Source organism: Pseudomonas fulva NBRC 16637 = DSM 17717, from assembly GCF_000730565.1.
Taxonomy (GTDB): domain Bacteria; phylum Pseudomonadota; class Gammaproteobacteria; order Pseudomonadales; family Pseudomonadaceae; genus Aquipseudomonas; species Aquipseudomonas fulva.
This window is the reverse complement of record NZ_BBIQ01000001.1, coordinates 522063-535568: the sequence shown is the minus strand read 5'-3', so window position 1 is coordinate 535568 and position 13506 is coordinate 522063. Positions and strand designations below refer to the sequence as shown.

Here is a 13506-nt window from a genome sequence, read left to right as displayed (position 1 = left end):
TGAGACATGTTCACACTCTATCGCACGACGCTGGCAATGTGCTGCCTGGTCTCGCTCCTTCCTGTGGCTGCGCTGGCTGACGACGCACCGGCGACCCCGCCTGAGAAAGCGCCGGCAGCCACCGAAGCTGCGCCCTCGCGCCCGCCCCTGCTCGAGCGCAGCCAGGAGGACGCCCAGGCACTCGAACGCCGCGTGCCCAAGGCCGAGCAGCAAACCCTGCAAGCCGGTACTGACAGTTTCCTTGCGTTGTGGAAGGCCGCCAACGACAGCGACCCACAGGGCGCGGTGATCATCGTGCCGGGTGCTGGCGAAACGGCAGACTGGCCCAACGCCGTGGGCCCGCTGCGCCAGAAATTTCCGGATGTGGGCTGGCACAGCCTGAGCGTGAGCCTGCCTGACCTGCTGCTCGACAGCCCATTGGCACGTGTGGAAACCAAGCCTGCCACCGCGCCTGCTCAGGCCGATGGGCAAACGGCGCCTGCCAAGGACGAACCTGCCGACGCCAACGCCAACGTGGCGCAAGCCACCGCTGCCGAGCCCGAAGCGGCTCAAGGCACCGACGCCGAAGCCGCCAGCCAGCAGGCCGACCCTGCCGATGCCGAGCGCATTTTCGCCCGCCTGGACGCCGCCGTCGCGTTCGCCCAGCAACACAATGCTCGCAGTATCGTGTTGATCGGTCATGGCAGCGGCGCCTACTGGGCAGCCCGTTACCTGAGCGAAAAGCAGCCGCCAGAGGTGCAGAAGCTGGTCATGGTGGCCGCCCAGACCCCTGCCCGCGTCGAGCATGACCTGGAAAGCCTGACGCCTACCCTGAAAGTGCCCACGGCCGACATCTACTACGTGACCCGCAGCGCAGACCGTAACGCTGCGATGCAGCGCCTGCAGGCCAGCAAGCGGCAGAAAGACAGTCAATACCGCCAGTTGTCCCTGATCGCCATGCCGGGCAATCAGGCCGCCGACCAGGAACAGTTGTTTCGTCGCGTGCGGGGCTGGATGCAGCCCTGATTTCGCAGGCAGGGCAGGATCACTGCCGGCGCTCGGTGCCGGCTAGAGATCCCGGCGCTTACGGATCAGCGCGTAGGCCTGGTGCAGCTCGCGAGTTCGCTCGGTGGCTTCGCGCAGCTGCGCCTCGCTGGCGCCAGTGCCGGCCAGCTTGTCCGGGTGATGACGACTGACCAGTCGGCGATAAGCCTGTTTGACAAGTGCGCCGTCGGTATCGGTGTCCACGCCAAGCAGGCGCATCGCTGCCGCATAGGTCATGCCGACCCCTGCCATGCCAGCCGTTCGACGAGGTTCGTACTCCTGGGACATGGCCTGCACCTGGCGCCGGCTCATGCCCAGTTTGTGTCCCCAGTCCAGCAGCAGCTCACGCTCCTTGTTGCCCATCTTGCCGTCGGCCCAGACCATGCGCCAGCTGGCGCGCAAGGTGCCTTCGGCCGCATGAGGCTGCTGGCGGATCCGGCGCAGATAGCTGCCCAACCGTTCCTTGCCACCCTTGCCCCGATTGAAAGCATCGATCGCCCGCAACCTGGCCGCTTCATCCAGGTTCAGCCGGGCCATTTCCTGCCGAGCCTGCTGGATATGCTGCTCGACCACACGCCCATCGCTTTTGGCCAGGCGCCCCAGCAGCACAAACAGCAATTCTTCGTCCCTTGGCGCCGGACGCCCGCCTAACCGCTCGCGCACATCGTCCCAGCCTTGCAGGCGCAGGTGACGGTCCATCATCTGCCCCAGCAGTGCACCGAGCAGGGCACCCGGAATGCTGGCGATGGCAAACCCTGCCCCAGCCCCGATCAACGTGCCTGGCCACCACATCTCAGCGCTGCTCGCCCAGCAGACGCTCGGCCTCGGCCAGGCGCTCCACGGTACCCACATCGACCCAGTGCCCGGCAAAATGCTCACCGCTCACCTGGCCGCTGGCCATGGCCTGGCGCAGCAAGGGCGCCAACTTGAAGGCGCCAGGTGTGCAGCCTTCGAACAACGCCGGATGCAACACCGAGATACCGCTGAAGGTCAACGTGCCGGGTGCACCGTCCCCATCGACCACCTGAGTGCCGGCCAGGCGAAAATCGCCTAGGCCGTGATGCCCGGGGTTGTCCACCAGCACCAGGTGAGCCAACCCTTGCAGCGGCGCCTGTAGATGGGAGAAATCGTACTCGGTCCAGATATCACCGTTGATCAGCAGGAACGGCGCATCTCCCAGCAAGGGCAAGGCCTTGAAAATACCGCCTCCGGTCTCCAGCGGCTCGCCTTCCGGGGAATAGGCGATACGCAGGCCGTAACGGCTGCCATCGCCCAGGTGGTCCTCGATCTGCTGACCCAGCCAGGCGTGGTTGATCACCACGTCGGTGACCCCTGTCGCCGCAAGCGCCATCAGGTGGTATTCGATCAGCGGGCGCCCCGCCAGCGGTATCAGCGGCTTGGGCGTGTGCAGGGTCAGCGGGCGCATGCGCTCGCCTTTGCCTGCTGCCAGAATCATCGCCTTCATGCACGCGCTCCTGCTTGCAGGCCAGCGATCAGCTCGCCCAGCTCGGCAAGCTCCGGCCGCCGGCCGATCACTTCTTCTATATAGGCGAAGAAGCGCGGTACGTCGGCCAGATAACGCGGTTTGCCATCACGGTGGCAGATACGGGCGAAGATACCGATCACCTTCAGGTGGCGCTGTACCCCCATCAAGTCGCTGGCACGCTGGAAGGCTTCGAACGTGGCCTGCACTGGAACACCGGCGGCCTTGGCCTTGTGCCAATAGTCGTGCAGCCAACCTTCGACCCTCGCTTGCGGCCAACTGAGGAACGCATCCTTGAACAGGCAGGTGATGTCGTAGGTGACCGGGCCGTAAACGGCATCCTGGAAATCCAGCACGCCGGGGTTAGGGTCGCTCTGCATCAGGTTGCGCGGCATGAAGTCGCGGTGTACCAGCACCTGCGGCTGGGCCAGGGCGCTGTCGATCAGCAACTGGCTGCATCGCTGCCACGCCGCTGCCTGCGCCTCGTCGAACGCCAGGCCAAGCGCATGCTTCACGTACCACTGGGGGAACAGTTCCACCTCCCGGCGCAGCAGTGCTTCGTCATAGCGGGGCAACGGTGCATCCATGGGCAGCGCCTGCAAGGCCAGCAGGGCATCGATGGCATCGGCGAACAGGGCATCGGCATTGTCGGCGTCGATGACATCCAGGTAGGTCTGGCGGCCCAGGTCGCCCAGCAACAGGAAACCGCGTTCAAGGTCCTGGCCATGGATCAGCGGCACATGCACACCACCACCGGCAAGCAGGTGATCGATGGCGACGAACGGTCGGCAATCTTCCTGTGGCGGCGGTGCATCCATGATCACGAAACTGTGCCCTGCGCCTTCCCAGCGAAAATAACGGCGAAAGCTCGCATCGCTGCTGGCAGGCGTCAGGCCGCCGGCCGGCACCGGGCCCCAAGCCTGGCGCAGGAAAAGGTCTTGGAGTTGCTGGTCGAGCCACGCGGACAGTTGCTGCAGGCGTACATCGTGTTCAGGCATTACAAGGGTCTCCGACGGCCCTAGCCGTCAAGCGGGTCATGCTTTATTATCCAGCATCTTTTTCAGACCATCGAGAGGCGTGCGGCCCCACACGCGGGCAGATGGCACGCAGGAAGCCCGGACTAATAAGATGGCATTGAAATCCCCCGCGTTTCGTAGAAAGTTTCCGTTGCTCGTCACCGGCAGTCTGCTGGCCCTGCAACCTCTGGCCATGTCGCACGTCATGGCAGCCGAACAATTCGACTGCCAAGTGTCCGCCTCCGGTGGTTGGGACTGCAAGCCCAAAACCGCCGTCACCAACCTGCCACCGCGCCCGGTGCACGAGGGTGCCGCCGCTGCTGGCGGTACCGGCACCGAAGCGACGGGTGAAGCCGAGGCCGACCGGCCGATGCTGGTCACCGAGGCCAAGGGCCGTGGGCTGAAGTCGCGCAGCGAGGACTACAGCCACCTGGACTGGGTCCCGCGTGACAAGCTGACCGCCGCGCAGCTGGCCGAAACCGGCCCGTACTGCGGCGGTGCCTATGTCGAGCCGCTGCGCCCCGGCATGGCGGACACCACGCCCAAGGACGAGTCGCCGACCTACATCAACGCCAAGGTATCCAAGTACCAACAGGAGCAGCAGATTGCGACCCTGGCCGGTGACGTGGTCATGCGCCAGGGCAGCATGCAGGCCCAGGCCGACGAGGCCAACCTGTATCAGGCCGAGAACCGTGGCGAGCTCAAGGGCAACGTCAAGATCCGTGACAACGGCTCGCTGGTCGTCGGTGACCAGGCGCAGATCCAGCTCGACACCGGCGAAGCCCAGGTCGACAACGCCGAATACGTGATGCACAAGTCGCACATTCGCGGCAGTGCCCTGTACGCCAAGCGCGGTGAGAACGCCATCATCCGCCTCAAGGACGGTACGTACACCACCTGCGAACCGGGCAGCAACGCCTGGCAGCTCAAGGGCAACAACATCACCCTCAACCCGGCCACCGGGTTCGGCACTGCCACCAACGTCACGCTGCGGGTCAAGGATTTCCCGGTGTTCTACACACCGTACATCTACTTCCCGATCGACGACCGCCGCCAGTCCGGCTTCCTGCCGCCGTCGTTCAGCACCAGCAGCGACACTGGCTTCATGCTGGTCACCCCGTACTACTTCAACCTGGCGCCCAACTACGACGCCACGTTGTACCCGCGCTACATGACCAAGCGTGGCCTGTTGATGGAAGGCGAGTTCCGCTACCTGACGCCTTCGAGCGAAGGCCAGTTCGGCGGCGCCTACCTCAACGACAAGAGCGACGAGCGCAAGGACCAGACCGACTACAAAGACCAGCGCTACATGGTCAACTGGCAGCACAAGGGTGGCCTGAACGAGCGCCTGATGACCGAGGTGAACTACACCGACATCAGCGACCCGTTCTACTTCCAGGACCTTGAGTCGGACCAGATCGGCGTCGAGAACAAGGACTTCCTCGATCAGCAGGGCGCCCTGACCTATCGCGGCGACAGCTACACCGCGCGGTTGAACGTGCATGCCTACGAGGCAGCGACCATCTCGCAGATCACGCCTTACGACCGCCTGCCGCAGATCACCCTCAACGGTGTGCTGCCGTACCAGCCGGGCGGCCTGACCATGGCCTACGAAACCGAAGCGGCGCGCTTCGATCGTGACCTGAAGAACGGCCCGGTGTTCGACAAGGACGGTAATCTGGATCTCACCGCTGGCGCCGACGGTCGTCGTCTGGACCAGAACATCCAGGGTATCGAACGGGCCAACGGCACGCGCCTCAACGTAGCGCCATCGATCAGCTACCCCATGCAGGCCAGCTATGGCTACCTGACGCCGAAGCTGAAGTATGCCTACACCCAGTACGATCTTGACCTCGATAGCCAAGGCAAGGCTGACGCTGTTCGCCTTGCCAACGCCAACCCTGGTGCCTATGGCAGCTACAGCAGCTCGGTCAACCGCAGCGTCCCGATCTTCAGCGTGGACAGCGGCCTGTACTTCGACCGCAACACCTCGCTGTTCGGCAACAACTACAAGCAGACCCTCGAGCCGCGCCTGTACTACCTGAACGTTCCCTACAAGGATCAGAAGGACATCCCGCTGTTCGACACCGGTGAGACGCTGTTCAGCTATGACTCGCTGTTCCGTGACAACCGCTTCAGCGGTAGCGACCGCATCGGCGACGAGAACAAGCTCTCGCTGGGCGTGACCACCCGCTGGATCGAAGACAATGGCTTCGAGCGCCAGAACTTCAGCATCGGCCAGGCCTACTACTTCAAGGACCGCAAGGTCCAGTTGCCGGGCCTCGACTACCGTGACCGCCAGGACTCGCAGTCGGACGTCTCGCCGTACGCGCTGGTGTACAACTACTACTTCAACCGCGACTGGCGCTTCAATTCGGACTTCAACTGGGACCCGGACAGTCACAGCACCCGCTCGGGCAGTGCAATGTTCCACTACCAGCCTGAAGACAACCCGAACAAGATCGTCAACCTCGGTTATCGCTACCGTAACGACACCATCGCCTACGACTCGGCCACCGGTACGTGGAAAGTGGGTGGTGGCGACTACGGCACCCCGGGTAGCCCGAACTACATCAAGGACTACTACAAGATCCAGCAGCACGACTTCTCGGTCATCTGGCCGATCGTCCCGCAGTGGAGCGTCATCGCTCGCTGGCAGCATGACTACAACCGTAACCGCACCCTGGAAGCCATGGGCGGTTTCGAGTACGACAACTGCTGCTGGAAGCTGCGCTTGATCAACCGTTACTGGCTCGACTTCGACGACTTCAGCCAGGCACTGCCGCAGAACGAAAAAGGCGACCATGGTGTATTCCTGCAGGTCGTTCTCAAGGGCCTCGGCGGCGTCGTTGGCAACAAGGTCGAATCCTTCCTCGGCCAAGGCATTCAAGGTTACCGTGAACGTGAAGAACAAGCTTATTGATCGACTGCGCCCAGTGCTGCTGGGCGTCGCTTTGCTGAGTGGCGCGGTGCATGCCGCGGTGCAACCGCTTGATCGGGTGGTGGCCATCGTCGACAACGACGTGGTCATGCAAAGCCAACTGGACCAGCGCGTGCGGGAAGTTCAGCAGACCATCGCCAAGCGCGGCGGCAGCGTGCCGCCCAGCGGCGCCCTGCAGCAGCAGGTGCTGGAACGCCTGATCGTCGAAAACCTGCAGCTGCAGATCGGCGAGCGCTCGGGCATCCGCATCACCGACGAGGAGCTGAACCAGGCGATCGGCACCATTGCCCAGCGCAACGGCATGTCCATCGACCAGTTCCGCGCGGCCCTGGCCCATGACGGCCTGTCGTTCGACGATGCTCGCGAGCAGGTCAAGCGCGAGATGATCATCAGCCGCGTGCGTCAACGCCGGGTGGCCGAGCGCATCCAGGTGTCGGAGCAGGAAGTGAAGAACTTCCTGAATTCGGACATGGGCAAGATGCAGATGTCCGAAGAATACCGCCTGGCCAACATCCTGATCCCAACCCCGGAAGCGGCCAACTCCAGCGACATCCAGAAGGCTGCGCGCAAAGTGGGCGATGTCTACCAGCAGCTCAAGCAAGGTGCGGACTTCGGTCAGATGGCAATCGCCAACTCGGCCAGTGAGAACGCGCTCGAAGGCGGCGAGATGGGCTGGCGCAAAGCTGGTCAACTGCCTCCGGACTTTGCCAAGATGCTGAGCAGCATGCCGGTGGGTGAAATTACCCAGCCCATTCGCATCCCCAACGGCTTCATCATCCTCAAGCTTGAGGAAAAGCGTGGTGGCAGCGAGAACGTGCTGCGCGATGAGGTGCACGTGCGCCACATCCTGATCAAGCCAAGTGAAGTGCGCAGCGAAGCCGCCACTCAGCAACTGGCTGAAAAGATCTACGAGCGCATCGAAAACGGTGAAGACTTTGCCACCCTGGCCAAGAGCTTCTCGGAAGATCCGGGCTCGGCGCTCAACGGCGGTGACCTCAACTGGGTAGACCCGAACACCCTGGTGCCGGAGTTCCGCGAGCAGATGGCCAACGCCCAGCAAGGCGTGGTGACCAAGCCGTTCAAGACCCAATATGGCTGGCACGTGATGGAAGTGCTGGGCCGCCGCGCTACCGACAGCACCGAACAGGCCCGTGAACAGCAAGCCCTGAGTGTGCTGCGCAACCGCAAGTACGACGAAGAGCTGCAGACCTGGCTGCGCCAGATCCGCGACGAAGCCTACGTTGAAATCAAGCTGCCTGGCGCTGACCAGGCTGCTCAGTGAAGCCCCTGCGCTTCGCCGTCACACCCGGCGAGCCGGCGGGGATAGGGCCTGACCTATGCCTGCTGCTCGCTGCCGACGCCCAGCCCCACCCTCTGATTGCCATCTCCAGCCGTGACCTGCTCGCCGAGCGGGCCACCCAGCTGGGGCTGGACGTTAGCTTGCTGTCTGTCATGCCAGGGCAATGGCCGAGCCAACCGGCACCCGCCGGCAGCCTGTATGTGTGGGACACGCCGCTGTCTGCCCCAGTGGTGGCTGGTCAGCTGGACCAGGCCAATGCGCCATTCGTGTTGCAGACCTTGACCCGTGCCGGACAAGGCTGCCTGGACGGCCATTTCGACGGCATGATCACAGCGCCCGTGCACAAGGGCGTCATCAATGAAAGCGGTATTCCTTTTTCGGGGCATACCGAATTTCTGGCTGAGCTGACCCATACCGCCCAAGTGGTAATGATGCTGGCCACCCACGGCCTGCGCGTCGCCCTGGTCACCACCCACCTGCCGCTGCGTGACATCGCCGAGGCCATTACTGCCGAGCGCATCGAGCGCGTGACACGCATTCTGCATGCCGACATGCGCGACAAATTCGGCATCGCCAACCCTCGCATCCTGGTATGCGGCCTGAACCCCCATGCGGGCGAAGGTGGCCATCTGGGCCGCGAGGAAATCGACATCATCGAGCCTACCCTGACCCGTCTACGTGCCGAAGGCATGGACCTGCGCGGGCCACTGCCGGCCGATACCCTGTTTACCCCCAAATATCTGGAGCACTGCGACGCGGTGCTGGCGATGTACCACGACCAAGGGCTCCCCGTCCTCAAGTACAAGGGCTTCGGCGCTGCGGTCAATGTCACGCTGGGCCTGCCGATCATCCGTACCTCGGTTGATCATGGCACGGCCCTGGACCTGGCCGGCACCGGCAAGGTCGATACCGGCAGCCTGCGCGTTGCCCTGGACACCGCCTACCAGATGGCCGAGAACCGACCATGAACGAGCAATACCAACACCGGGCGCGCAAGCGTTTCGGGCAGAACTTCCTGCACGATGCAGGCATCATCGACCGCATCCTGCGTGCCATCAATGCCAAGCCAGGCGAGCATTTGCTTGAAATCGGCCCCGGCCAGGGCGCATTGACCGAAGGCCTGCTGGGCAGCGGCGCGCAACTGGATGTAGTGGAGCTGGACAAGGACCTGGTGCCGATCCTGCAGCACAAGTTTGCAGGCAGCGGCAATTTCCGCCTGCACCAAGGCGACGCCCTGAAGTTCGACTTCAACCAGCTGGGGGTACCGGCACGTAGCCTCAAGGTGGTGGGCAACCTGCCCTACAACATCTCCACCCCGCTGATCTTCCACCTGCTCAGCCACGCCGGCCTGATCCGCGACATGCACTTCATGCTGCAGAAGGAAGTGGTCGAGCGCATGGCCGCAGGGCCTGGGGGCGGTGATTGGGGTCGGCTGTCGATCATGGTCCAGTACCACTGCCGCGTCGAACACTTGTTCAACGTAGGGCCCGGCGCGTTCAACCCGCCGCCGAAAGTGGACTCGGCCATCGTCCGGCTGGTGCCGCACGACGTGCTGCCTCATCCGGCCAAGGACCCGCAGTTGCTTGAGCGGGTGGTGCGCGATGCGTTCAACCAACGTCGCAAGACCCTGCGCAATACCCTTAAAGGCTTGCTCGACAGCGCCGCCATCGAGGCCGCTGGGGTGGATGGTAGCCTGCGCCCCGAGCAACTGGACCTGGCGGCTTTCGTGCGCCTGGCCGACCAGTTGGCTGATCAGACGGCCTGACCGTCCCCCTGCCCCGCTGAACGCAGTCAGCACCTGCAAGCAGATCGCCGCCCCGATGCCCGGCGCCTGCTTGCGGGTCAGTCCGCCAGCGCACGTGCCCATCGCGCCGCTGGCCCTCTCCCCTCCCTATGGCCTAGACTGCATCATTGCGTCAGTTCCCCAAGGCCCTTGCATGACCGACCCTCGCTATCAGATCGACGTCAGCGTCGTGACCCGTTACCTCAAAGAACAATCCGACCCCGAGAGCAGCCGTTTCGCTTTCGCCTATACCATCACCATCCATAACCATGGCTCGCTCAAAGCCAGGCTGCTGTCCCGGCACTGGCTGATCACCAACGGTGATGGTGAGGTCGAAGAGGTGCAAGGCTCTGGCGTGGTTGGTCAACAACCTACGATCGAGCCGGGCCAGAGCCACACCTACAGCAGTGGCGCCGTCATCACCACCCGCGTGGGAACCATGCAGGGGAGCTACGAGATGTTCGCCGAAGACGGCAAGCGCTTCGACGCACAGATCGCGCCGTTCCGCCTGGCAGTACCTGGGGCGCTGCACTGATGGCCACGTACGCCGTCGGTGACTTGCAAGGTTGCCTGCAGCCGCTCAAATGCCTGCTTGAACGTGTGCGCTTCGACCCGGCGGTGGATAAGCTGTGGCTGGTTGGCGACCTGGTGAACCGTGGGCCTGAGTCGCTTGAGACGCTGCGCTACCTGTATTCGATTCGCCAATCGCTGACCTGCGTGCTGGGCAACCATGATCTGCACTTGCTTGCGGCCTGGCGCAACGTCGAACGCCTCAAGAAGAGCGACACGCTGCGTGAAATCATCGAGGCACCTGACGCCGACCAGCTGCTCGACTGGCTGCGCCAGCAAAAGCTGCTGCATTACGATGAACCGCGCGGCATCGCCTTGGTACACGCGGGCATTCCGCCGCAATGGACACTGGGCAAAGCCCTGGAGCTGGCTGGCGAAGTCGAAGAAGTACTGCGCGATGACAGCCGTCTGCCGCTGTACCTGGACGGCATGTATGGCAACGAGCCCGCCAAGTGGAGCAAGAACTTGGCGGGTGTCGAACGCCTGCGGGTCATTACCAATTACCTGACGCGCATGCGCTTCTGCACCGCAGAAGGCAAACTCGAATTCAAGAGCAAGGAAGGGCTGGACAGCGCACCCAAAGGGTACAAGCCCTGGTTCGCCCACAAAGGCCGGCGTTCTCGCCACGTGAAGATCATATTCGGGCATTGGGCCGCCTTGCAGGGCCAGGTCAAGGAACCCGGCGTCATCGCGCTGGACACTGGCTGCGTATGGGGCGGGTCCATGACCTTGTACAACGTCGATAACGGCCAGTACCACCATTGCGATTGTGCCGATGACGGCACACTGCGCCCTGCGGCGCCAACTTCAACCCTCAACGATCAACCCGGAACAGAGCCAACCCCATGAGCGAATTCAAGCGCATCCCCCCCGAACAGGCCCTGGCCCTGCGTGCGCAAGGTGCCGTCGTGGTCGACATTCGTGACCCGCAGGCTTACGCAGCAGGTCACATCACCGGTGCCCGCCACCTGGACAACCATTCGGTCGCCGACTTCATTCGCAATGCCGACCTGGACGCACCGACGCTGGTCGTCTGCTACCACGGCAATTCGAGCCAAAGCGCGGCTGCCTACCTGGTAGGGCAAGGCTTTTCCGACGTCTACAGCGTCGATGGTGGCTTTGAGCTGTGGCGCTCCACCTACCCTGCCGAAACCGCCCAAGGCACTGAAGAATAAATTTTTCATCGTCACTGCAGCCCGCGCCATGTGCGGGCTTGAGACCGTTCTGACGAACGGTCGCTGGCAACTTCCGTCACCCACGCCCTTGACCTTGCCGATTACCAACTATCCTTAAGCGCAGGCCATCCGGAAAAAGGGGAGAGCCGGTACACCGGCGTGCGGGTCATCGGTAGCGCTATAGGGTGTTTGGGGGGTATATGGCAATCGGCAGTGCCGCTTGCATGCCAGCATCAGCTGACTGATCCGGCGTCGTCTCAACGTATCGAGCGAGGTGACGTCATGAGTATTTTTAGCCACTTCCAACAACGCTTCGAGTCCACGCGCCAGGAAGAACTCTCGCTGCAGGAGTACCTGGAACTGTGCAAGGAGGATCGTAGCGCCTACGCATCGGCATCCGAGCGCCTGTTGCTGGCCATCGGTGAGCCAGAGCTGATCGACACCTCTACCAACTCCAGGCTGTCGCGCATCTTTTCCAACAAGGTCATCCGGCGCTACCCGGCCTTTGCCGACTTCCATGGCATGGAAGAGTGCATCGACCAGATCGTGTCGTACTTCCGCCATGCCGCCCAAGGCCTGGAAGAGAAGAAACAGATTCTGTACCTGCTCGGCCCCGTGGGTGGCGGCAAATCCTCCCTGGCCGAAAAGCTCAAGCAACTCATGGAACGGGTGCCTTTCTACGCCATCAAGGGGTCGCCGGTCTTCGAATCACCGCTAGGGTTGTTCAACGCCACTGAAGACGGGGCCATCCTCGAGGAAGAATACGGCATCTCGCGGCGCTACCTGAACACCATCATGTCGCCGTGGGCCACCAAGCGCTTGCAGGAATTCGGCGGCGATATCAGCAAGTTCAAGGTGGTCAAGCTCTATCCGTCCATCCTCAACCAGATTGCCATCGCCAAGACCGAGCCTGGCGACGAGAACAACCAGGACATCTCTGCGCTCGTGGGCAAGGTGGATATCCGCAAGCTCGAAGAATTCCCGCAGAACGACGCCGACGCCTACAGCTATTCAGGCGCGCTTTGCCGCGCCAACCAGGGCCTGATGGAATTCGTCGAGATGTTCAAGGCGCCCATCAAGGTGCTCCACCCACTGCTGACCGCCACCCAGGAAGGCAACTACAACAGTACGGAAGGTTTGGGCGCCATCCCCTATTCCGGGATCCTGCTGGCGCACTCCAACGAATCCGAATGGCACACCTTCCGTAACAACAAGAACAACGAAGCCTTCATCGACCGTATCTACATCGTGAAGGTACCGTACTGCCTGCGGGTCAGCGACGAGATCCGTATCTACGACAAGTTGTTGGTCAACAGTTCGCTGTCCAAGGCCCACTGTGCCCCGGACACGTTGAAAATGCTGGCTCAGTTCACCGTCCTTTCGCGCCTCAAGGAGCCTGACAACTCCAACATCTATTCGAAGATGCGGGTGTATGACGGTGAAAACCTCAAGGACACCGATCCCAAAGCCAAGTCCATCCAGGAATACCGCGACTCGGCCGGCGTCGATGAAGGCATGAACGGCCTGTCGACCCGCTTCGCCTTCAAGATCCTGTCTAAGGTGTTCAACTTCGACCCCCATGAGGTGGCGGCCAACCCGGTGCACCTGCTGTACGTGCTTGAACAGCAGATCGAGCAGGAACAATTCCCGGCCGAGGTACGCGAACGCTACCTGCGCTACCTGAAAGAATACCTCGCCCCCCGGTACATCGAGTTCATCGGCAAGGAAATCCAGACGGCTTATCTGGAGTCCTACAGCGAGTACGGCCAGAACATCTTCGACCGTTATGTGCTGTATGCCGACTTCTGGATCCAGGACCAGGAATACCGCGACCCGGAAACCGGCGAGATTCTCAACCGCATCGCCCTGAACGAAGAGCTGGAGAAGATCGAGAAACCGGCGGGTATCAGCAACCCCAAAGATTTCCGCAACGAGATCGTCAACTTCGTACTGCGCGCCCGTGCCAACAACAATGGCAAGAACCCAAGCTGGCTCAGCTACGAGAAGCTGCGGGTGGTGATCGAGAAGAAAATGTTCTCCAACACCGAAGACTTGCTGCCCGTCATCAGCTTCAACGCCAAGGCCAGCAAAGAGGATCAACAGAAACACAACGACTTCGTCACGCGCATGGTGGAGCGTGGCTACACCGACAAGCAGGTGCGTCTGCTGTCGGAATGGTACCTGCGGGTCAGGAAATCGCAATAAAGCGGCAAGC

General features: G+C 62.4%; 12 protein-coding genes. 9 read left to right on the top strand and 3 right to left on the bottom strand.

Annotated features, from left to right (window positions below; all coding sequences use genetic code 11):
* The first annotated feature begins 6 nt into the window (after positions 1-6).
* Entirely contained in the window at positions 7-1005 is a 999-nt protein-coding gene (locus PFU01S_RS02410; protein ID WP_028686617.1) for an alpha/beta hydrolase family protein, read from the top strand.
* A gap of 42 nt (positions 1006-1047) precedes the next feature.
* Here PFU01S_RS02410 and djlA read toward each other — a convergent pair whose 3' ends face one another.
* The 3 genes from djlA to PFU01S_RS02395 are packed head-to-tail and all read right to left on the bottom strand — an operon-like array spanning position 1048 to position 3504.
* Positions 1048-1815 carry a co-chaperone DjlA gene (djlA, locus tag PFU01S_RS02405; RefSeq protein WP_027913634.1) on the bottom strand — a complete coding sequence of 256 codons (768 nt, stop codon included), beginning with the start codon at positions 1813-1815 and terminating at the stop codon, positions 1048-1050.
* 1 nt (position 1816) lies between these two features.
* Positions 1817-2488 carry an N-acetylmuramate alpha-1-phosphate uridylyltransferase MurU gene (murU, locus tag PFU01S_RS02400; RefSeq protein WP_027913633.1) on the bottom strand — a complete coding sequence of 224 codons (672 nt, stop codon included), beginning with the start codon at positions 2486-2488 and terminating at the stop codon, positions 1817-1819.
* Positions 2485-3504, bottom strand: a complete 1020-nt coding sequence (locus tag PFU01S_RS02395) for an aminoglycoside phosphotransferase family protein (RefSeq protein WP_028686618.1) — start codon at positions 3502-3504, stop codon at positions 2485-2487. The genes murU and PFU01S_RS02395 overlap by 4 nt, the downstream gene beginning before the upstream one ends.
* Before the next feature lie 130 nt (positions 3505-3634).
* On the opposite strand from PFU01S_RS02395, the gene PFU01S_RS02390 reads away from it, so the two are divergent.
* The 8 genes from PFU01S_RS02390 (at position 3635) to PFU01S_RS02355 (ending at position 13496) form a co-directional block, all read left to right on the top strand.
* Positions 3635-6445 (top strand): LPS-assembly protein LptD, encoded by a 2811-nt coding sequence (locus tag PFU01S_RS02390; RefSeq protein WP_027913631.1) that lies wholly within the window; start codon positions 3635-3637, stop codon positions 6443-6445.
* Complete coding sequence (gene surA, locus PFU01S_RS02385; protein ID WP_027913630.1) at positions 6426-7745, top strand: peptidylprolyl isomerase SurA; 1320 nt, start codon at positions 6426-6428, stop codon at positions 7743-7745. Before PFU01S_RS02390 ends, surA begins: the two co-directional genes overlap by 20 nt.
* On the top strand, positions 7742-8731 hold the full coding sequence (gene pdxA, locus PFU01S_RS02380; protein WP_027913629.1) for a 4-hydroxythreonine-4-phosphate dehydrogenase PdxA: 990 nt from the start codon (positions 7742-7744) through the stop codon (positions 8729-8731). The genes surA and pdxA overlap by 4 nt, the downstream gene beginning before the upstream one ends.
* Entirely contained in the window at positions 8728-9528 is an 801-nt protein-coding gene (rsmA, locus tag PFU01S_RS02375; RefSeq protein ID WP_028686619.1) for a 16S rRNA (adenine(1518)-N(6)/adenine(1519)-N(6))-dimethyltransferase RsmA, read from the top strand. Before pdxA ends, rsmA begins: the two co-directional genes overlap by 4 nt.
* A 172-nt stretch (positions 9529-9700) precedes the next feature.
* Positions 9701-10081: a Co2+/Mg2+ efflux facilitator ApaG/CorD gene (gene apaG, locus PFU01S_RS02370; protein ID WP_023532682.1), complete on the top strand. Its 381-nt coding sequence runs from the start codon at positions 9701-9703 to the stop codon at positions 10079-10081.
* Entirely contained in the window at positions 10081-10965 is an 885-nt protein-coding gene (locus PFU01S_RS02365) for a symmetrical bis(5'-nucleosyl)-tetraphosphatase (protein ID WP_028686620.1), read from the top strand. The genes apaG and PFU01S_RS02365 overlap by 1 nt, the downstream gene beginning before the upstream one ends.
* The gene (gene glpE / locus PFU01S_RS02360) at positions 10962-11291 is read left to right on the top strand and encodes a thiosulfate sulfurtransferase GlpE (protein ID WP_023532468.1); all 330 of its coding nucleotides are present in this window, start codon (positions 10962-10964) and stop codon (positions 11289-11291) included. Before PFU01S_RS02365 ends, glpE begins: the two co-directional genes overlap by 4 nt.
* A 282-nt stretch (positions 11292-11573) precedes the next feature.
* On the top strand, positions 11574-13496 hold the full coding sequence (locus PFU01S_RS02355; protein ID WP_027913626.1) for a PrkA family serine protein kinase: 1923 nt from the start codon (positions 11574-11576) through the stop codon (positions 13494-13496).
* Positions 13497-13506 lie beyond the last annotated feature (10 nt).